Below are 21,738 nucleotides of genomic sequence, written 5' to 3' on the forward strand. Positions count from 1 at the left end.
GAATTCTCGCTATATAAAGCTAAACGCATTAAAAGCCTGCAGAAATGCAGGTTTTTCTGATCATATAAGCTTATCAGCCTATCGCTTCTATATCATACATACAGATTAATGCACACCGTGCTTGGCAATATACGTTCTGACGCAGTTTTCGCAGACACAGGCTTTGCGGCGGAACCGATCGGGAATCTGCTCAAGCAGTGGCTTGGGAACGGATAAATGATTGCACCAGCAGGTCGTATGTGGTTGTCCGGCAGCATAGGCGCAATGATTAGGCTGCCCGCATAACGGACAACGCAATGGGTTAATCTCCGCAATTTTGGGGTCGGAATGGTGTGAACTCAATTTAATGCACCTGCTCTTGTAAGTTGATAGGGACCAAATGATGACGCTCGTTCAGATTATTCTTGCGAAAAGTGCTGGGAGTACAGCCCGCCCAGGCTGTGAACTGCCGACTGAAGCTCTGGACGTTCTCATATCCGATTTTGTGGGCAATACGTTCGATCGAATCGTTGCTGGTCACAAGCATCTGCATCGCTTCCTGCTGCTTGAGCACCATCAAATATTCGCGCGGGGGAATTCCAAAGGCTTGCCTGAACAACCGATGGCAATGCCGCCTGCTCACCCCAAGCTTGCGCGATATCTCTTCAAGCCAGTCACTATTGGCATCCTTATCTGTCGTTACCCCTGCTGCAGCCTCCTCGTTATTTCGCAGAACGAGCGCTTGAATCTCCTTCGCTACCCGATTAGACAATTCCGCATCGAAGGACAGCGGTCCTATATCATGGGTTACGGAGAAATATCGCTGCATCTCGTCGAGAATGGTATAAACCTCACGCATCAAAGACATCTTAGCCCCGCTATGATGGAACAAGGTGTCGATAATACGCTCAACGGAAGACTTCACCTGCTGGTTCAACGGATGACCCGACGGATAGAAGCCCTGATTGTTGGCGCCGATGAGATGGAGAGTTTCGGTGTCCTCGATATGGATGTGCATGGTAAAGAACGATACTCTCTCCGACAGCCTGACCTGAAAATCATGCACCATCATAGGCGAGACAATGATAATATCTCCGGCCTGCTGGCTGAATTCGTTGCAGCCGAGAATCGTAGTCAAAGTGCCTTCCACGACGAGGAGTATCTCAAGCATAGTATGGTGAACATGCCGTCCGCAGACCCAGCCGTTCTCAACAGTTCTCGTATGAGGGGAGAATAAGCAGGCCTCCGAACGGCAATGGGGGAAATATATTTCCGGGTAATCGGGGGTCATGTTAGATCCACTCCTTGATGTCCGATTTAGTTAAACAATCCATAAAAAACAGACCGATCATGTTATAGAGATCAGGTAACAGGAGTTCTATACTAGTCACTGATGTTATCCCTGGTTTAAATGATCCGAATCCATCACTCACTATCATAATCTAAAAAGCAGGTGAATCCTATGGCAAGACCAGAGATTTCTCTGGATTATTCAAAAGTATTCGAAAATGAACAAGGAACTAAAATCAAACCGTTTAGTTTACTTGCGCGTCTATATCGTAATCATGTGGGGAAGGTCGCCTTATCGGCATTTTTCTATACAATTAAAAACTCCCCAACCTGGGTGCTGTCGATCGTCACAGCGAACATCATTAACATTGTAAGTTATCCTGAGCGTCATTCGATCCGTGAGTTCTGGATCAATATGATTCTGGTCATCATCGTTATTGCGCAAAATATCCCGACGCATACCCTTCATGTCAGTTATATCAGCAAGGCGGTTCGTCATGTGGAAGCAGGGCTGCGCAGTACGCTCGTTCGCAAAATGCAACAGCTATCTTTAAGCTATCATGGGGATATGAATGCGGGGAAGCTGCAGTCCAAAGTGCTGCGTGACGTTGAAGCGGTCGACTTCCTGTCTAGGCAAATGCTTATGACAATCATCCCGGCCGCGATCAATCTGGCGATTGTCGTTGTGCTCACGTTATATAACAGCTGGATCGTTGCTCTATTTTTCCTGCTTATGGGACCAACGGCGATTTATCTGGTTCGCTTCTTCAACACTAAAATGTCGCAGCGCAATCGCGAAGTCCGGAAGAACATCGAGGAGATGTCAGGAAAAGTATCCGAGACCGTCGAAATGATTCCGGTAACCCGGGCTCACGGGCTCGAAGAAGTGGAAATCCGCAAGGTAGACGCCGCGCTGGAGAATATCCGGGATCGTGGACATCGCCTGGACGTATTGGAAGCTTATTTCGGCTCCTCCAGCTGGGTTATTTTTCAATTGTTCCAGGTGGGCTGCTTGTTCTTTACAGCTTATCTCTCCTACCAGGGTTATATGGAGATCGGCGACATCGTAATGTACCAGAGCTTTTTCAATATGATGATCGGTTCGGTGACATCGATCCTTAACGTATATCCGAACCTGGTCAAGGGCTTCGAATCGCTTCATTCCGTCACCGAGGTCCTGTTGTCTGATGAGACGGAGGAGTACAAAGGGAAGGTTAAACCCGAAAAATTCAGCGGCGGCTACCAGTTCAAAGGAGTCAGCTTCAGCTATAAGGATTCGGACCGGCATGTGCTGGATAATTTCAGTCTGGATGTGAAGCCCGGGGAGACGATTGCCTTTGTCGGCGAATCAGGTTCAGGTAAATCTACCATTCTGAATTTAATTATCGGCTTCTACAAGCCGCAATCCGGCAGCATTCTAATCGATGGAATGCCGATGAATGAGCTCAGCATGTCGCGTTATCGCCAATCGCTAGCCATTGTACTCCAGAACAACATCCTGTTCTCCGGTACGATTCGGGAGAATATTACTTACGGTCTGCCTCATATTTCGGAAGAGAAATTACAGCGGGCGGTATGGATGGCTAATTTGCAGGATGTAATTGACAGTCTGCCGGAGGGCCTGGATACATCGGTTGGCGAGCATGGCGGCAGACTATCCGGTGGGCAAAGACAGAGAATCGCCATTGCCCGCGCGTTAGTTCGTGATCCGAAGATTATTATTCTTGATGAGGCTACTTCTGCGCTTGACAATGCTTCTGAACGACATGTTCAAAATGCGATGGAGCAGCTGATGCAAGGACGAACAACGTTTATCGTGGCCCACCGCCTCTCGACCGTCAAGAACGCCGATCGTATTATCGTGCTTAAGAAAGGCAAGATTGTCGAAACAGGCACTTACGAACAATTGCTGGATAGAAAAGGCGAGTTCTATAAGCTGAAAAATATGTAAAACTTATCATTCCTCTAGCCCCGGTTCATACATTGGACTGGGGCTTATTCTATTGAAGGGAACTTAAGCGGGCCAGGCATATTTGCGCAACATTCCATATTCTACCTCCGTCAAGATTGATAAGGTCGGCCTTCATGAAGCTGACAGAGAATTGGCCGGACCGAACTATATCAAAGAGCATGGGGGCATGATGATGAGCAAATGGAGGAATTGGAAAACGGCAGTCTTGCTTGTGCTAACGCTATTATTAAGCGGATGCGGAAGCGCCGGCGTTTCGCACAACGAGTCAAAGACGGGCAGTGATGCCGACTTCGCTGCAGCGGATAAGGCGACCGGCATGGACGCTGCCGCCACAGAGTCAGTCTCAAAGCATCAGAGCGGCGACCCGCAGTTTGCTCCGGATGGTTCTGGGAATCCAGGCAGCTCCGGGTTTCAAGGCGCAGATATGCGGGCGGGCATGAACAAGAAATTGATTTACACGGCGAATGTCGTCATGCAAGTAGATGACTATAGCAAGGCGCAATCGGAGATCCGCAATCAGGTTGCTTTGGCTGGCGGATATATCGTTGATTTTTCAGAGAATCGCTCTCTCGAAGAGCAGGGGGGAACTATTACGATCAAGGTTCCTTCCACGGGCTTCTCCTCCTTCTTGGAACAACTAGAGAAGCTGGAGCATACCTCTTTACAGCGCAGCATTCAAGGGCAGGATGTATCCGAGGAATACGTAGACCTGGAATCGCGCCTGAAGGTGAAGGAAGCGATGGAAGCCAGGTATCTCAAGTTCATTGATGAGGCAACGAAGACCAGCCAGCTTGTAGAGTATGTCAATGCACTTGAACGAATTCAGACTGAGATTGAACAGATTAAAGGGCGGATGCGGTATCTTGATAGCAATGTCTCTTTCTCCACCGTCGAAATCCGATTGTATCAGCCGGATGTAAAGGCCTTGCAAAATGCAGGTCAAGAGAGATCTCCCTTGCTGGAGAGAGCGGGCAAATCGCTGCAAGGCAGCATTCAAGTGGTTTCGGCCCTGTTCGAATGGCTGGTTGTTATTCTTGCAGGAGCGATTCCTGTCATTGTGATCGCCGGGATTATTTTTGCCATTGTATGGTTGTTGCAAAGAGCGATAAGAACTAGAGCGAGGCGCCACAGAAACTACGAGTATCAAGCGATTCCAGCTTCTGAAGAGAAGCAGGCCCATCACCCGGAAGCAGCGGAGTCTTTGACGGAAAGTCAACCATCTTCAGCTGCCGAAAAAAATGATTCTGTTACGCAAATCGCTGAGCCTGATGCAGATAAAGAGTCAAAGTAAATCTCTGTGTTGAGAATTTGTATAGCTGCTCTAAGTAATATTAGGATGTCGCCGCAAGATCAGCGTGGTACCGGAAGTAGTGCAGCTATTGAGAGCAAATAGTTGACGAGGTCGAAGGCGCTATTGCTAGAAAAAGGTTAGAACTAGGGACTCGGCAAGCGGACGCCGGAGCACTCATGCTGTGAACCAATCTGATGGGAGGACTGTAGGGTTCGTTGCTTCGTTAAGGCAGCTGGTTTTCAGCATTGGAATTTGGGGATCGCCTTAGGTGGAGTCAACGAAGCGAATCGTCCTGCTGATCCAGGCGAACACAGAGGCAATGGGATATTTGACCTCAGCGTTATACCTTTTCTTCTATTTACTCCCAAGGTAGATGAGAAGGTATAACCATTCCACCAACCAGATTCGAGCAGGGGGGTGAAGGGAATTCGCAAGCTATGGTGGTTGTGTATTGTGCTTGGCGTAATAGTGATTGCGGCGCCGAGGGTTATAGAGCGGTATGCCGACCGTGAACAGGAGCGCCTGCTGCAGGCCGCGGAGCAGCGGGAAGCCCGGCTCGATCCGGGTCTGATGGCCAGCTATGAACAGCTGTCAGGCTACTTACAGGAAGGAGCTGCATCAGAGGACGATGACTCGGAAGGCGGTGCGCTTTCCGTTCCTGATGAGGAAGGATTGCTTGGAATTATCGAGATTGCGTCAATCGATGTAAAGCTGCCGATTCTGGAAGGAGCGACAAAGGAGAATATGCGAGCTTCTGCCGTACATTTATCGGACACGGCTTCGCTCGGTTCATTCGGCAATGCTGCGATCGCAGCTCATCGCGCCAGGACAACCGGTCGTTTGTTCAACCGGCTTGATGAGGTTCAGCTTGGAGATAAGATCATCATTCATACCAGGGACCAGATATATACTTATGAGGTTATCAATATATTGGTTGTTGAACCAACCGATGTATCTGTATTAAGCAGCGATGGGAAAGACAGCCTATTAACTCTGATCACATGCACTCCGTTAAATGTATCAACCCATCGGCTTATCATACAAGCCAAATTAATATCATGAAGTGAACATGTTGCTGCGGGAAACGCCTAACCAGGCGTTTTTTTGTCTTTGTTGTGCAACTTTCAGACACATTTAGCGTTAATATGATGTAATTCATGCATCTCGATATAAGCGATTCCGCTTCATATGATATACTTTTTGATAGAATACCGTTAATTCAACCCAGTAAGGAGCATGATCCTACCATGAGAATGATCCTCGTGGATGATGAGAAGCTGGCCCTGGAATTTCTCGAGCGGCAATTATCTAAGGTTGGCGATATTGAAATCGTTGGCAAATACACGGATCCATTGATCGCCCGTGACGAGATTTTGCATCGGGAGGTGGATGCCGTATTTTTGGATATTAGTCTCCCGGAGCTCGATGGGATTCGATTGGCCGACCAGCTGCTAGAGAAGAAACCGAATTTAAATATTATTTTTGTGACCGCATATAATGAATATGCCGTACAAGCCTTTGATTTGAATGCGCTTGATTATATCGTGAAGCCGGTACAGACGGAGAGATTGATCAAGACGCTGGACAGAATCAGGCAACGGATGAACCTCCGGGCAAAATTGCATGTGATACATAACGGAGATATTCATCTGAATGTCTTCCGACAGGTTACCGTGGGCGAGATCGGCAATATGTCATTGTTGCAATGGCGGACCTCCAAGGCACAGGAATTATTTCTTTATTTATTGCAGCATCGTGAACAACTGGTCCGCAAGTCGGTACTGATTGATCTTCTGTGGCAGGATCACGATTCTGAGAAAATCTATTCTCAGCTGTATACTACGGTATATCATATACGTAAAGCGCTGGAGCCCTATAAAGATCGGTTCCAAATTGCGAATACTACCGATGGTTATGTCCTGCACTTGAATCAAATCGTTCTGGACATTAACGAGTGGGATCGCGGGATAAGTACGCTTCCGTCATTAACCGCGGATTCGATAGATGCTTATCAAGAGCTGATTAAGCTGTATACCGGAGATTACTTGCAAGAATACGATTACTGGTGGGCGGAGAGCGAACGGCAACGCTATAAGAGCCAATGGCTTAAACTTAGCTATGATATGGGGGATTGGTACTATCAGAATAACGATTTGGAACAAGCGGCTGCCAGCTATCTGAACATTATCTACCATGATATTCTGGAAGAAAGGGCGTATTATCAACTGATGGTTATCTATTCCGAGCAGCAGCCGGCGATGGTGCATCGCCAATATCAATTGCTGGAATCAGTGCTGGAGGAAGAGCTTGGTGAGGCGCCGAGCGATTACATTACGGAATGGTATAAGATGTGGCAGGAGAGCAATCAAATAGTGAAGCAATAGGCGGGTCAGGCTGCCAGAACAACAGCGAGGTTCCTATCATGAAGGATGAGTCTCGCTGTTTTTTTTATCCGCTCCACAGGTGTTCAGAAATTGTATAGGCGTAGATTATATACTTCTGACAGTGGGGCTCGCAAGAATGAATAATTGCTATTTGAGGAGGAGAGTCCACGAGTATGAATATCATCAGAAATTTCAGAGACGAGTCTATAGGCCTTGATCTTGACTCTCTGACAGAAATTAAATTGTACAAAAGCATGAGCAGAACTACCATTCATTACTGCAGAGGGTTCTATATCAATTGTCAAGGCAATCTGGTTGGGGTTGTTGCCACTCCGGGAGGGCCCGCCTTTTTTTATAATCTGGATATTTATTTTTTGCGTGAAAGGCCATTTCGCTTTACCCTGGAGTCCGATCAATTCAATAACACGGTACATTTCTCGCAGGACGGGCGGCAAAAGATGCAAATCACTTATATGCGGGAGATCAGCCTGCAAGAAGGAGACTGGGCCGATGATGAACTGCATGACTTCTTCCACTGGTTAATCAAGGCGGTAAATAATCGCAAATTCTATGGATTCTACACGTTAAATAAAGGGCAGCCGCTGGCTTGCAGCCTGGCTGATCGTGATGGCCGTGAGGGAGCAAGTATGTCTACTGCTGAATATAACTCTCAAGATTCAGTTGATCTTGATAATGCGATCAGACGAGCGGATGAAATCCTCGACAATCTGGATGAGGCGACAAATTAGCAGATTGAACAAGTGTGCGAGCCGTTGACAGCCTTTGTAAAGAAGGGTCAGCATGGATAAGGAAAAGGGCCTGAGCTGCTTGCTGTAGGTTCGTAAATAGGTAGTAGGGGCCGAAGGGCAAAGTGGACGCTTTTTCCGGGCTTTGATCGAAGATCAGACTGCTTGGCGGTCTGGAAGGATCAGGGACGGGGCAGGCGTCTTTTCTATCCGTAGAGAAATTGTAGAGCCGTATTGTGTACGCTAAAGATTATGGTTTATCCTACTGATGTCTTACGTCTTTAAGATTATGAACCAGGCTTATATAACTACATGAAAAAGTTCTGATTCTATAAAAAAATGGAAAAAAACAAACTTTGTTGCAAACAACTTATAAAAACTGGTTAATAAACATCTTTTGCAACTATTGCTTGAGTTGGATCGTTCTTACTTGTATATTTAGAAAGTGCAGTCCGGAAGTACGGTTATTACATAACATGAGTGGAAAATAGATTTGGTTGGTGGTGAACGAATGAGTAGATTAGTAGATAGTATTCCAAGCTGGGCGTACATCGTTAACATTGTCGTCTTAATCCTAATAGGCATCGCCTTACATGCTACCTTTAGCGAACGCTCCAGGTTGAAACGTCTTGCTTATCGTGATACGGTCACCGGTCTATATAATCGCAATGGGTTGGATCGCTTCTGGAAGAAATATAATGGCAAGGGAAATCTGGCGATCATGAGCCTTGATCTTGACTACTTCAAGGAAGTCAATGATACCTTCGGGCATCATATGGGGGATATGCTGCTACGCGCGGTCGGCAAAGATTTGAGACGGGTAACGAACAAGCATCAACAGGCCTACCGGGTCGGCGGCGATGAATTTCTAATCATTCTTAAAAATTGTGAGCAGGATACGGTCGAAATTCTCGCTGAGTTAATCTTAGGGAAAATATGCCGGCCCTACTATATTGAAGGGCGGGATATCGCGATTACCGGAAGCATCGGCATCAGCATGGCGGATGGACAACATGCCGAGCAGCGCCGTATGCAAGAGGAAGCGGATATTGCCATGTACCGGGCCAAGCGTCTCGGCAAAAATCGTTATACTGTCTATAGCAGCGGTAAGATCAGAGAAATAAGCAAGGTAGAGCCAGTCCGCTTGCCTAAGAAGAAGAGCAGCGTGAATTGAACGGATGATATGAGAGAATAAACTCCAAAGCCAGGCGGGACTTTCCAGGTTCTGTCTTTATTTTTGTAAAATAACACAAAAGTCCATATACCAGATCACTTTATTATCGTTACGGCAGCAAGGTGGCATAGTAGAATAAAGGGAGTGCGCACAGTATTTTGAACGATGCTTAGGAGGAGCCGACATGCCTGTTTTTTTTGATGAAGCAAAGGGAATCTTTCATTTACAGACGCTGGGTTCAAGTTATGTAATTCAATTGGTGCGGGGATATGCAGCACATGTCTACTATGGGAAGAAGCTGCGTCAGAACAGTAATCTGGACGGGATGTTAGTACATACTGGACGGGCTTCCTTCAGCCCGAGCCTTCCGGGGGACCCGTCGTTGTCGCTGGATGCTCTTCCCCAGGAATACCCTCAGTATGGAACCGGGGATTTCCGCTATCCTGCTTATCAGGTCACACTGTCTGATGGTACGCGGATTACTGAACTGCTGTACAGATCACATCGGATTATCCAGGGCAAGCCGGCTCTTAAGGGACTGCCTGCCGTCTATGTGGAACAGCAGGATGAGGCGGAGACGCTGGAGCTGGAGCTGTATGACAATTATTCGGGTCTTGTTGTCACATTGAGCTACAGCGTATTTACGAATCTCGATGTCATTGCAAGATCCGCCAAATTTGTGAATACCGGACAGGAAGAGATCCAATTGGGGCAGATGATGAGCGTATCGCTTGATTTCCCGGATCATCAATTCGACAGCTTGTATTTGCCTGGTGCTTGGGCTAGAGAACGCCATGTCGTCAGGAAGCCGCTTGCTCCAGGAATTACCGCGATCGGCAGTCGCAGAGGGGCCAGCTCGCACAATATGAATCCCTTTTTCGCTTTGCTCCGACCGGATGCAAGTGAACGTCAAGGTGAGGTATACGGATTCAGTCTGGTATATAGCGGAAATTTCCTGGCTCAGGCGGAAGTAGATCAATATGGAACTACACGGTTCTCCATGGGCATCCAACCGTTTGATTTTGGCTGGAAATTGCAGCAGGGCGAGAGCTTCCAGTCTCCGGAAGTGGTCATGGTCTATTCGGCGGAGGGGATCGGCGGGATGTCACGGACGTACCACAAATTGTACCGAACCCGATTATGCCGAGGACAACATCGCGATGCGGAGCGTCCTGTACTCGTCAACAATTGGGAGGCTACCTATTTTCATTTCAATGCTGATAAGATCGAGGATATTGCAAGCGCGGGCGCGGAGCTTGGTATCGAGCTGTTTGTATTGGACGACGGCTGGTTTGGACATCGGGATTCGGACAATAGTTCCTTAGGGGACTGGTATGAGGATCGGCGCAAGCTGCCGCAAGGTTTAGGCGACCTGGCAGCCCGTGTTCAGGGCTACGGCCTGCAATTCGGCCTATGGTTCGAGCCTGAGATGGTCTCGCCGGACAGCGAGTTATACCGGGCCCATCCTGATTGGTGTCTGCATGTTCCCGGCCGACGCCGCACCGAGGCCAGACAGCAGCTGATCCTCGATCTGTCCAGACCGGAAGTCCAACACTATCTGTATGACAGACTAAGCGATCTATTATCAAATGTACCCATCTCCTACGTTAAATGGGATATGAATCGCAATATGACCGAGATAGGTTCCGCAGCGCTTTTGCCAGAGCGGCAAGCGGAAACTGCTCATCGATATATGCTGGGACTTTATGCATTGCTGGAACGGATAACGAGCCAATTCCCGCAGGTATTGTTCGAGAGCTGTTCCGGTGGCGGCGGACGATTTGATCCCGGTATGCTCTACTATATGCCGCAGACCTGGACCAGCGATGATACAGATGCCGCGGAACGCTTGAAGATCCAGTATGGTACCAGCCTTGTATACCCGGTCTCTGCGATGGGGGCCCATGTGTCGGCCGTGCCAAACCATCAGGTGGGCCGGATTACCTCCTTGGCTTTCCGCGGAGATGTCGCGATGTCAGGAAACTTCGGGTATGAGCTGGATTTGAGCAAATTCACAGCTGAGGAGAAGGAGATTGCAAAAGCGCAGATCGCTGCTTATAAGCGTAGGCGTTCTCTTGTTCAGACAGGGGATATGTTCCGCCTAAAAAGCCCGTTTGAAGGTCAAATGACAGGATGGATGTTTGTGAGCGAAGATCAGTCGGAAGCGCTGTTGTTCTATTATCAAGTATTGGCAGAGCCTAATGCTCCGATCCATTATATCAAACTTGAGGGGCTTGATCCGCAGCGGAATTATCGACTGGAAGGATGCGAGGCGCTTTATGGGGGAGATCGATTGATGTCAGCTGGACTCCCCTTGCAGCTGGAAGGGGATTTCTCAAGTCGAGTAATCCATTTGCACGGATGTTAACCAATAGAAAGGGCTTCATTCCCAGCGGGAGTGAGGCCCTTATTTTTTGCTATTAAAATTTGAAAATATGTATTGTCTTTTGTAGCTGGAATACGGAATTTTTCATCTCTTCAATATCCTTCGCCAGAGCTTGAACGGAATTGATCTGTTCATTCATCGAAGCAGATACTTGCTCTGTCCCTGCTGCAGACTGCTGAGTAATAGCCGAGATATTCTGAATCGAGGATGAGATATTGTGAGCACTTTCCAGCATGGATTCGCTCTCTTGGGTGAAAGCAGCGATCTGTTCCGAAATGTATTGAACACTTTGTACGATCTGCTGGAAGATCTGCTCTGCTTCACGGATCATCTCGCTTTGCTGATGGACGACTTCCTCGTTGATCTTGATATTCTGGCTTGCGCGCTGAACGTCTTGCTCAATGCTTCTAACGAGGTTGAATACTTCCTTTGTAGAAGTGGTTGATTCTTCCGCCAGCTTGCGTACTTCCTGGGCAACTACGGCAAAGCCTGCACCATGTTCCCCGGCTCTCGCTGCTTCTATAGAGGCATTAAGTGAGAGAAGGTTCGTCTGCTCGGCGATCTCAGAGATCGTTGCCGTAATCTTGGTGATGCCTTTGGCATTGCGGGCCAGCGCATCAATGGATTCAGCAACCTTTTCGGTAGCATCGATGTTCTTCTTCATCCCTTTGGCCTGCATAGCGACGGAATCACGGCCTTTCTCCACAAGCTTCAGCATATCAGAGGAACGCTCATTCATTACGTGGGTTGACTCCGCGTAGTTGCTTACCTTTGTTTCGATTTCACCGATAGAGTCCTTCATACCGCCTACGTCTTCGGAAATTTCGTTCGCCCCAAGGGCAAGCTCATTAGACGAAAGAGCGACCTGGCTCATTACCTCAACAAGTTCCTCATTCCGGTCCGAGATGGATCGGCTGGAGTCCATAACCTTGCGGGTGATGTCCGAGGTTTCCTGGAGGATCTTGCGCAGCTTGTCCACCATACTGTTAAAGGAACGATTAAGGTTCTCCATTCCCCCCGATTCCATGATTCGGCTCGTGAAATCACCTTTGGCAATCTTTGCCGAAGCATTCGAAATATCGTCAAAGGAACTCGTAAGCGCAGTCTGCAAATAGCGAGTAAATGGATAGGTAAGTCCCGCCAAGACAGCGATTACACAAATTCCGACTACAATTTTGCCAACCAAAATAAAGGCTATAAGCGTTGGAACGGCAAAAAGTGCGGCCACAAGATAACATGCTGCTGTAATCTTCTGATTAAGGGGTAGTCTGTTGAACCATGACATAGGGATAATGACCTCCTTGTAAATTAGGATAATCCTACCACAATTATATCATCGAGTTGTGAAAGGGGATACAACGAATTATATGATTTCTCCTAAACTTTGAAACGTTCGGGTTATTATGGAACATCGCAGTAGAACCAAAGCCGCATAGATTATTTTTTTGTATAGCTAATAACAGAAGGATGATTTGGGCTTCAATCCGCGCAACATAATATATAGGAGGTTTGAAAGGGAAGCAAAGTGGAGTAGAGTGGAGTAATTTAGCAGAGCTGAAATATACAAGGGCGGTTTCCGGCATTATAGATATATTAGGCGGATTAGGCGAGAATGAATTGCGGCCGATATTGGGCACCATACGAAGAATTATAAGGGATTTTTGACAACGTGAGAGAAGGAGCTACCGATGAGCAATAAAGGACAAACAGCAGCATTGCCATTCAAAAGATGGCCGATTGTGATGGCGCTGATGATCGGGGCGTTTGTCGCTATTTTAAATCAAACCTTAATGAATGTAGCCTTGCCAAAGATGATGGCCGATCTTAATGTAACGACGACAACCATTCAATGGCTGACGACAGGATTTATGCTGGTTAACGGGGTTCTGATTCCGGTGAGTGCTTATTTAATGGAGCGATTCAGCACAAGATCCCTGTTTATTTCGGCGATGAGTCTATTTGCGTTAGGGACGGTCGTCTGCGGAATAGGCTCAAGTTTTGCCATGGTATTAGTCGGACGACTTGTTCAGGCTGCCGGTGCAGGTATTTTAATGCCAATGATGGTTGTCGTGTTCCTGACGATATTCCCGATTGAAAAGCGCGGACAGGCCATGGGAACGATGGGGATCGCTATGAACTTCGCTCCGGCCTTTGGACCGACGTTGTCCGGGTGGGTGATTCAGCATCAATCCTGGCATACCTTATTCTGGATCATTTTACCGTTTGCCCTGTTGTCCATTATTTTGGGTATTATATTCATGAAAAATGTGACGGAGGTCTCACGGCCCAAGCTGGATAAGCTGTCGGTCATATTGTCAACGATCGGCTTTGGCGGCGTATTGTATGGCTTCAGTGAAGCGGGCAGCAAGGGCTGGGGGTCCAGTGTGGTAATTGCCACTTTGGCCGTTGGTGTTGTGGCTCTGGCCTTGTTTATGACACGTCAGCTTCGCAGCGAGCATCCTATGCTTGAATTCAGAGTTTTTAAATACGATATGTTCGCCTTGACGACTGTTATCAACGTGGTGGTGACGATGGCGCTATATGCAGCGATGATATTGCTGCCGATATACCTGCAGAACATTCGCGGCTTTACACCGCTGCAGGCGGGACTATTGCTCATGCCTGGAGCGCTGCTGATGGGAATTATGTCACCGATCACGGGGATGATCTTTGACAGGATCGGAGCGAGGTTACTGGCTGTCGTCGGTTTAGGAATCACGATCGTAACCACCTGGGAATTCAGTCATTTGACCGATAGTACAAGCTATGTTCATCTGCTGCTGATGTATACGGTGCGGATGTTCGGGATGTCGCTGCTGATGATGCCGATTCAGACGGCCGGCTTGAATCAGCTTCCTGCCAAGCTTAACGCCCATGGTACGGCAATGTCCAACACCTTGCGGACGATTGCGGGGGCCTTGGGTACAGCACTGCTTGTGTCGGTGATGACGACGCGAACCAAAAGCCAGGTGACAGCGCAAATTATCGCCGCCGGCATTAATCCGAAGGATCCGGCCAATGCTCAGCAACTGGCGCATATTACGAAGGAAGCGACGATTAATGGCATCGATTATGCCTTCGTCATTGCTACAGGGATTACGGCCGTTGCCTTCGTCTTGTCTTTCTTCATTCGCAAGGTGAAGATAGATCAAGGAGAGAAGGGCGCCGGGGAAATTGCCGCCAAACCGGTAAAGGCATAAACGATCAGACCAAGCAAAGCCCCTGGTTGATTAATACAACCAGGGGCTATCTTTAGCTCTGCGTTACTCCATATATTTCAGCAATCTCAGGATCATCAGGACGGCTTCCGCCCGGGTCGCATTTTCCTTGGGAGCAAATGTCTGATTGCTCCTGCCCTGAATGATGCCTGCATGATAGGCTGCGGCCACATACGGACTGGCCCATGCTGGAATCAGGTTCGCATCGGAGAAGGGCAGATTTTCCTTCAAATCAGCTTCTGCTCCTAATGCCCTTACGATCATAGCGGCCATTTCCGCCCGGGTAATCTGTTGATTCGGTCTGAAGGTATGATCCTGATACCCGTTGATGATGCTGGATTCGAGCACTCTGGCGATGTGCGGTCTTGCCCAGGCTGCGATTTCGTCGGCATCTGCAAAGGAGATATCTGTTCCATTGCCTTCCAGCTTCAATGCCCGGCTAAGCATTACGGCAAATTGTTCGCGATCCACGGGTTGATTTGGCCTGAACGTCCCATCGTTGTAACCATTAATCCATTTTTGCCGAACCGCCAGTTGAATGGATATCTCGGCCCAGTGGCCGGAAATATCGGATAAGGTGATGCTGGAGGGCTCTTCAGAGCTATCCTCGCCTGAATTTTGGTTATTGTCCGTATCCTCACCTGTTGGATCTGTTGGTTGACTTGTGGATGGCGGTGTTGACGGAGTGCTGCCTGAATCTCCACCTGATCCGCCTCCCCCAGTACCGCCGCCCGGATTATCGCCGCCACCTGTGCTGCTTAAGACCGTCAGTTCATATTCGGCGGATAGCGATTGATATTTTACAGTAAGTTTTGTTTTGCCCGCGGCAAGGGTTTTGACGAGTCCGTGATCATCAATCGTTGCTATTCCTGGGTTGCTGCTTGTGAATTCCATCTGATCGTTGATCGCCAGCTGCTCTGTTCTGTCTTTATAGATCGCTTTAATTGACACTTGATGGCTCTTGCCTGTGTATAGTGCCGGTATTTTATCAAATTCAATGGTTCGGATCGGTTCCGGTTCCTTTGCTTCGACAGTCACCTGCTGAGTGGAGTCGCTTTCCTGATGTGCGCGGTTGAACGCTGTAATCATATAGGTGTAAGTTTTACCTTGCTCTACAAGATGATCGATATATTGTTGATGATGGCTGGAGAGCTTTCGAACTTGATCATAAATATTAGCGGGATTATTGATGTCTGGAGCCTGATTCCCAATACTCCGGTAAACTGCATAATAGGCGACTTCCTCCTGTGGATCCTGCCAATCGAGCTGGATTCCTGATGCCGCAGCAGTTCCGGTCATCTCTGCAGGTGCAGCGGGCTTGCTCTGTCCAAGCCAGTTCATCTCTGGAACGAGAGCCGAATAAGCGTATAAATCTTGCTGCAGCCGGTCGTTGAAGCCTAAAGGATTGTCGCGAAGACTTTGGGTAGAGAAGAAAATACTTCCCTTAACGTTGTCAAAATTGCGGTTAAACTGAATCTGGTTCGGCATCTGATCGGGATCAAGCCAGTTCGGATCATCCGATCCGATCCGATAAGCGCCGTGCCCGATGTACAAGTGCACGTTCCTGCCCTCGACTTGCTTCGCCCACCAATCAATCAGATTCTCGTAAGCAGCCGGACCGTAATTGAAGTACCAGTAAATCTGCGGGGCGATGTAATCAATCCATTCTTCCTGTACCCACTTACGGGTATCCGCATAGATAGCGTTGTAGCTCTCGGTACCTCTAGTATCCGAACCTTCCGGGTCGGAATCGACGTTTTTCCAGATGCCGAAGGGGCTAATGCCAAATTGAACATAAGGTTTCTCGTCCTTGATTGCTGTGGATAGCTTTTGAATCAAGGTATCCACGTTGTGCCTGCGCCAATCCTCCCGGTTCATCCCGTTCCCATATTTGCTATAGGAGGCATCGTCGGGGAAATTTACGCCTGCGACCGGATACGGATAGAAGTAGTCGTCAAAGTGTACCGCATCGATATCATAATTTTGTACGACCTCCATAATGCTGTCGATAATATATTGTTGCGTACCGGGGATGCCCGGGTCCATGATTAGCCTGCCGCCATAGGTAAGCAGCCAATCCTCATGCTGGCGCAGCGGATGCTCGGGAATCAGGCTGTTGACATCCGGCTCCATACTTGCGCGATAAGGATTGAACCAGGCATGGAACTCCAGATTTCGCTTATGCGCCTCCTCAATCATGAAGGCGAGAGGATCATAACCTGGATCTTTGCCTTGCTCTCCGGTCAGCCATTTGGACCATGGGGCGAATTTTGAAGGATAAAAAGCGTCGGCCGTCGGCTTAACTTGCATGACGATTGCGTTCATTCCAGCCTCTTTCAATTCATCAAGAATAGCGATGAAATCGGCTTTTTGCTGTTCGGCATTAAAAGTTCCTTTGGCCGGCCAGTCGATATTTTCCACTGTGGCAATCCAGGCGGCTCGAAGTTCCCGCTTAGGTATCCTTTCCTCTCCATTCACGTTCACGACGAGTACGTAGCTATGTGACTTTCCTTGATAGGTTGCAGTTATCATGGTCGCTCCTATACTTTTTGCCGTAACAATTCCTTCGGCATTAATGTCCGCAACCGCCGGTTTACTGCTTTTGTAGGTGGAATCTGCAGTTATATCCTTGTCTAAATCCTCGCGGTATTGATCAAGGATATTGTACTTGGCTGTTACCTTGGCCTGCTGCTGCTCGCCCAACTTCATCGCTTTCAGCCCGGACAATACGATCTTGTCAAGCACAGGCCGCGCCTCGATGATGTCCAAGGAATATTGCGCTTGTTGTCCCTTGTACTCGGCGGTAATGGTTACCGTACCTGTGTCATGTCCTGTGATTTCTCCGCCCCCAGCTATACTGGCAATGGAAGAATCTGAACTGGTGAACAACGCCGCATTTGTCACATCGATTGTGTCAGGGTAGTTGGCATACCGGGCGAGGACTTTGACGTTATCGGTTCGACCTTGCTCAATGCTCTCCGGTCCGTAAATCCCGATCGATTCCAGCGGCGGTTCGTCTTCGCTGACGGTAAGCTTGAACAGTGCCGGTTGCCCGGTACCATACAGCGCAACAATAGCGGTCTGACCCGTACGGTGGGCCTGAACCATTCCATGGCTATCAACGGAGGCCACCTCCGGATGACTGCTCAGGAAGGTTACTCCGTTCTGAACAGGTTCCGGTGCAGTACTGTTATTTTTCGTGACATAGACTTCGGCCTGCTTGGTCTCGTGTACTTTCATAGGGGTTAGACCCTCCAGATCAATGCCGAGTATATCTGTATTGGAATAGAAGGCACTAAGTCGGTCAAAATACAGAATACCTGCATTCTTATTCTCATTTTTCGTCTCCACGAGGTAAAGATCGCTGATCTTGAGCGGACCGGCAAGATCCGTCGGGAGTGTCGCTGTGACATACTTCCATCCCGACCAGGTAAAGTTGGCAGATGTGGTGAAATCAATCGTTTTTAGAACGTTCGCTCCATCACGGAGCCTGGCCCGGAACCAATGGCCACCCTGATCTCCATATACCCAGACTCCCAGCTTGGTCGGATAGCCTTCGAGCGGCCTGTAGTAATCTCCGGTATCCAGATTGTGCAGGTTGACAAAGGCAGCGGAAGTTCCTGAGGTGCCTGACATGTCGTATGTGAACTTCGCGGCATGCTCCCCATACATAACCGGCTCAGGGCGGCTGGACAACTCGACTCCGGACGACGTACTATTGATCAGGCCTGCTGACAATACTGTGGTTCCGTTATGCTGCATGGACTCAAAATCCTCAATGATGACCGCAATCTTTCCAACAAGGACGAGCGCTTGTGCAGATAAAGCGCCATAGCTTACGGTCACGTAACCGTATTGGACCTCGCCTACCATGCTGTTCGCGGTAAATAGACCGTTGCTGTCGATTCGGCCGATAGTCGGATCGGCGGACCATTCGAGTCCATCGGCTACACTTACTTCCTGACCGTTCTCGTCGTAGAAACTTACGGTAAATTGCTGGCTTGTTCCTGATTCCATCATGAGATGATCCGACTGGATTTCCAGCCTGCTTACTTCGGCCAGGAGTTCAGCAGGGACATGGAGTTTGTTCTCATTCTCAGCGGTCTCGGTATCTGTGGGCTGGGAGGGGACCTGCGGTGTTTCTATCTCCGGAGCTGGGCTATCTATGCCGGAGTCTGAGTCATCAGGACTTGTTCCCGTATCCGGCTCCTCTATAGCGGGAGGCCCATTATTTGTGTCTTCAGGGGGGATCACTTGATCGGCGGGCTCTGTTTGATCTGGATCGGAAGGTTCGCCATTAGATACTGTGGAGGCATAGGTTAATACAGCAGAATTCGACTTGTTTTGTGAAGCGCTTACAAAAGTGTTCGTGCATAAACTCAGCAGCAGCAAAAGAACGAGGACTGTGGCCAACATACGTTTCACACTTGGATAATTGGTCAATTAACTCTCTCCTTCAAATGATCAGATAACTGAAACCAAGCACTGTGAGCCAGAGATCACCTCCTTGCCATAGTGATAGTTGTTCAATCCAAACAGAGGAGAAGCAAATCGATAGATAAATCAATATTCTGTAAGTTAATTTCATTTAGAAATATTATGTCAAAAATATATTGTATAATGAAATTTCATTTCAGATTATAGCAGATGGATAATTTCTCTTCAATATGAATTTCAAATTTTATGGGAAAATAAAAAACCTGCATGTCCGGTATTCCCCCGGTCTGATTAAAGGGGATAATACCATCTGCAGGTTTCTCTACCTCGCCCGAAAATGGACGAATTAGAAGTACAAATTAATCGTTATGGCTGCCTATCACGACGCTAACCTTGTGTACAGCGCCATCTCCGGCAGGGGGGATGACATTTCCTTTAATAGACTGGCCGTCTATGGAAATGCTCTTCACCCCTTTGGATACATGCTCAGGGTTGTGGACCTCGATCTCGTAAGTATCACCGCGGAACGCGCGAGTGATCTTGAAGCTGTCCCAGTCAGCCGGGATACAAGGGTCGATCTTCAAGCCGGTGAAATCCGCCTGAATCCCGAGAATCGCTTGCGTAATTGCCACGTAGTTCCAGGCGGCTGTCCCTGTGAGCCAGGAGTTTTTTGCTTCACCATGGCGAACGGCATCTTTGCCGGCGATCATTTGCGAATAGACATAAGGCTCGGTCCGGTGGATGTCGCTGATATCCTCCAGATATGCCGGAGCGATCTTGGAATAGACCTCGAAGGCTCGATCTCCATGGCCCAGCACAGTCTCTGCGATCATAATCCATGGATTGTTATGGCAGAAAATACCGGCATTCTCCTTATAGCCTGGAGGATAGCTGGATATTTCTCCAAGATTGATGTAGTACTTGGAATAAGGCGGCTGCTGCAATACGATGCCATATTTCGTATCGAGCCGTTGTTCCACCGCACGTAGCGCCTTCTCCGCCTGGCCGCCTTCAACACCAATTCTGGCCATGACGCACATGCCTTGCGGCTCGATAAAGATTTGGCCTTCCTGATTATCTTTGCTGCCGACTTTATCACCGTAGTGATCATAGGCACGCAGGAACCAGTCCCCATCAAAACCATGCTCCAGCGTGAAGGCGCGCATCGTGTCGATATGCTTCACGGCTTCGTTCGCTTCCTCATCCAGCCCTCGACTGCGGCATAATTCCACGAAATCCGGACCGACGAATACGAATAAACCAGCGATAAAGACGGATTCCGCGACACGGCCTTCAATGTTGGCTGTTGTCTGGAAGGATTCACCAGGTTCGGTGGAGAAGCAGTTCAGGTTAAGGCAATCGTTCCAGTCTGCACGGCCAATGAGCGGCAATTGATGCGGGCCAAGATTGTGGACGACATGATAGAAGGAGCGCTTCAAATGCTCAAACAACGTAGCTGTGTTATCCGGGTTGGAGTCGAACGGCACCTGTTCATCGAGAATGCTGAAATCGCCGGTCTCCTTAATATAAGCGGCTGTTCCTGAGATCAACCAGAGCGGGTCGTCATTAAATCCGCTACCGATCTCATTGTTGCCTTTCTTGGTCAGCGGCTGGTACTGGTGATAGGCGCTGCCATCTTCGAACTGAGTCGCGGCGATATCAAGAATCCGTTCCCTGGCTCTCTCCGGAATCTGATGCACAAAGCCCAGCAGATCCTGGTTGGAGTCACGGAAGCCCATGCCGCGGCCGATGCCGGATTCAAAGTAAGATGCGGAGCGGGACATATTGAAGGTGACCATACACTGATATGGGTTCCAAATATTCACCATCCGGTTCAGCTTATCATCCTGGCTTTCGATCTGGTATTTGCTGAGCAGCCCATCCCAGTATGCAGCCAGGTCAGCCATCGCCTGATCGACAGCGGCATCGGTGGAGAATTGCTTGATCATGGCCTCCGCAGGCTTCTTGTTAATAATGCCAGGCGCTTCCCATTTCTCATTTTCAGCAACCTCAACATAACCGAGAATGAAGATCAGGTTCTGCTCCTCACCAGGAGCCAGCGTCAGCTTGATTTGATGGGAGCCGACCGGGGACCAGCCGCTCGCTATTGAGTTATTCGCTTGACCTGCGATAACCGCTTGCGGTTCATGCAGTCCGTTGTACAGGCCGACAAATGATTCACGGTCCGTATCGAAGCCATCGATGCTGCGGTTGACGGAGTAGAAAGCATAATGGTCGCGACGTTCGCGATACTCGGTCTTATGGTAGATAACGGAATCCTTCACCTCGACTTCACCTGTACTGAAATTGCGCTGGAAGTTCGTCATATCATCCTGTGCATTCCAGAGACAGAATTCGGCAAAAGAGAAGAGAGAGACGGTCTTGGCGCTATCGCTGGTATTGCTGACCGTCAAGCGATGAACCTCGCCGTTATATCCGAGCGGGACGAAAGCGAGCTGATTGACGGAGATGCCGCCGCGTTCACCTGTGATCGACGTATAACCCAGACCATGACGGCATTCGTAGAAATCCAGCTCCCGCTTGACCGGCATCCATCCGGGCGTCCAGAAGTCGCCATTGTCATGATCACGCAGATAATAGTAACGTCCGCCAATATCGACAGGGACGTTATTATAGCGATAACGTGTAATTCTGCGCAGACGGGCATCACGATAGAAGGTATAACCTCCAGCTGTATTGGAGATAAGTCCGAAGAACTGCTCATTCCCCAAGTAATTAATCCATGGGTAAGGCGTTTGCGGCGTGTTGATTACGTATTCTTTGCGGGTATCGTCGAAATGTCCAAATTTCATAACAGATGCTCTCCCTTCAATTTGTGAACGCGCGTTAATAAGAGCTAA

The 21,738-nt window shown here is 48.6% G+C and carries 13 protein-coding genes; 8 read left to right on the top strand and 5 right to left on the bottom strand.

Annotation, left to right across the window (positions count from 1 at the left end; genetic code table 11):
- Positions 1–105 precede the first annotated feature (105 nt).
- Together BN1360_RS14775 and BN1360_RS14780 are read right to left on the bottom strand one after the other, a co-directional pair.
- Positions 106–342, bottom strand: coding sequence for a cysteine-rich CWC family protein (locus tag BN1360_RS14775; RefSeq protein WP_218652994.1), 237 nt, complete (start codon positions 340–342; stop codon positions 106–108).
- A 1-nt stretch (position 343) separates the two neighbouring features.
- A complete protein-coding gene (locus BN1360_RS14780; protein ID WP_068780618.1) occupies positions 344–1,270 on the bottom strand; it encodes a helix-turn-helix domain-containing protein in 927 nt (308 codons plus the stop codon).
- A gap of 171 nt (positions 1,271–1,441) precedes the next feature.
- On the opposite strand from BN1360_RS14780, the gene BN1360_RS14785 reads away from it, so the two are divergent.
- From BN1360_RS14785 to BN1360_RS14815, 7 genes are all read left to right on the top strand, one after another.
- A complete protein-coding gene (locus BN1360_RS14785; RefSeq protein ID WP_068780619.1) occupies positions 1,442–3,220 on the top strand; it encodes an ABC transporter ATP-binding protein in 1,779 nt (592 codons plus the stop codon).
- Between the two features lie 82 nt (positions 3,221–3,302).
- A complete protein-coding gene (locus BN1360_RS14790; RefSeq protein WP_068780620.1) occupies positions 3,303–4,532 on the top strand; it encodes a DUF4349 domain-containing protein in 1,230 nt (409 codons plus the stop codon).
- Positions 4,533–4,949: 417 nt separating this feature from the next.
- Positions 4,950–5,594, top strand: coding sequence for a class D sortase (locus tag BN1360_RS14795; protein ID WP_068780621.1), 645 nt, complete (start codon positions 4,950–4,952; stop codon positions 5,592–5,594).
- 185 nt (positions 5,595–5,779) lie between these two features.
- Positions 5,780–6,916: a response regulator gene (locus tag BN1360_RS14800; protein ID WP_068780622.1), complete on the top strand. Its 1,137-nt coding sequence runs from the start codon at positions 5,780–5,782 to the stop codon at positions 6,914–6,916.
- Between the two features lie 173 nt (positions 6,917–7,089).
- Positions 7,090–7,665, top strand: coding sequence for a hypothetical protein (locus BN1360_RS14805; protein ID WP_068780623.1), 576 nt, complete (start codon positions 7,090–7,092; stop codon positions 7,663–7,665).
- Between the two features lie 508 nt (positions 7,666–8,173).
- The gene (locus BN1360_RS14810) at positions 8,174–8,836 is read left to right on the top strand and encodes a GGDEF domain-containing protein (protein WP_068780624.1); all 663 of its coding nucleotides are present in this window, start codon (positions 8,174–8,176) and stop codon (positions 8,834–8,836) included.
- A 184-nt stretch (positions 8,837–9,020) separates the two neighbouring features.
- Entirely contained in the window at positions 9,021–11,204 is a 2,184-nt protein-coding gene (locus tag BN1360_RS14815) for an alpha-galactosidase (RefSeq protein ID WP_068780625.1), read from the top strand.
- Positions 11,205–11,256: 52 nt separating this feature from the next.
- Here the strand turns inward: BN1360_RS14815 and BN1360_RS14820 are convergent, their stop codons facing one another.
- Positions 11,257–12,507, bottom strand: a complete 1,251-nt coding sequence (locus tag BN1360_RS14820; RefSeq protein ID WP_068780626.1) for a methyl-accepting chemotaxis protein — start codon at positions 12,505–12,507, stop codon at positions 11,257–11,259.
- Between the two features lie 403 nt (positions 12,508–12,910).
- On the opposite strand from BN1360_RS14820, the gene BN1360_RS14825 reads away from it, so the two are divergent.
- Positions 12,911–14,422: a DHA2 family efflux MFS transporter permease subunit gene (locus tag BN1360_RS14825; RefSeq protein WP_068780627.1), complete on the top strand. Its 1,512-nt coding sequence runs from the start codon at positions 12,911–12,913 to the stop codon at positions 14,420–14,422.
- A 63-nt stretch (positions 14,423–14,485) separates the two neighbouring features.
- Here BN1360_RS14825 and BN1360_RS14830 read toward each other — a convergent pair whose 3' ends face one another.
- Together BN1360_RS14830 and BN1360_RS14835 are read right to left on the bottom strand one after the other, a co-directional pair.
- On the bottom strand, positions 14,486–18,883 hold the full coding sequence (locus BN1360_RS14830; RefSeq protein ID WP_068780628.1) for a family 10 glycosylhydrolase: 4,398 nt from the start codon (positions 18,881–18,883) through the stop codon (positions 14,486–14,488).
- A gap of 353 nt (positions 18,884–19,236) precedes the next feature.
- Positions 19,237–21,690 carry a glycoside hydrolase family 94 protein gene (locus tag BN1360_RS14835; RefSeq protein ID WP_068780629.1) on the bottom strand — a complete coding sequence of 818 codons (2,454 nt, stop codon included), beginning with the start codon at positions 21,688–21,690 and terminating at the stop codon, positions 19,237–19,239.
- Between the last annotated feature and the right edge of the window lie 48 nt (positions 21,691–21,738).

The organism is Paenibacillus sp. GM2 (assembly GCF_900069005.2).
In the GTDB taxonomy this organism is placed as follows: domain Bacteria; phylum Bacillota; class Bacilli; order Paenibacillales; family Paenibacillaceae; genus Fontibacillus.

What these genes read in the sequence shown, in the direction of transcription:
- BN1360_RS14835 (WP_068780629.1), bottom strand. Translation starts at nt 21,690, where the DNA reads ATGAAATTTGGACATTTCGACGATACCCGCAAAGAATACGTAATCAAC.
- BN1360_RS14805 (WP_068780623.1), top strand. Translation starts at nt 7,090, where the DNA reads ATGAATATCATCAGAAATTTCAGAGACGAGTCTATAGGCCTTGATCTT.
- BN1360_RS14800 (WP_068780622.1), top strand. Translation starts at nt 5,780, where the DNA reads ATGAGAATGATCCTCGTGGATGATGAGAAGCTGGCCCTGGAATTTCTC.
- BN1360_RS14815 (WP_068780625.1), top strand. Translation starts at nt 9,021, where the DNA reads ATGCCTGTTTTTTTTGATGAAGCAAAGGGAATCTTTCATTTACAGACG.
- BN1360_RS14785 (WP_068780619.1), top strand. Translation starts at nt 1,442, where the DNA reads ATGGCAAGACCAGAGATTTCTCTGGATTATTCAAAAGTATTCGAAAAT.
- BN1360_RS14780 (WP_068780618.1), bottom strand. Translation starts at nt 1,270, where the DNA reads ATGACCCCCGATTACCCGGAAATATATTTCCCCCATTGCCGTTCGGAG.
- BN1360_RS14820 (WP_068780626.1), bottom strand. Translation starts at nt 12,507, where the DNA reads ATGTCATGGTTCAACAGACTACCCCTTAATCAGAAGATTACAGCAGCA.
- BN1360_RS14810 (WP_068780624.1), top strand. Translation starts at nt 8,174, where the DNA reads ATGAGTAGATTAGTAGATAGTATTCCAAGCTGGGCGTACATCGTTAAC.
- BN1360_RS14825 (WP_068780627.1), top strand. Translation starts at nt 12,911, where the DNA reads ATGAGCAATAAAGGACAAACAGCAGCATTGCCATTCAAAAGATGGCCG.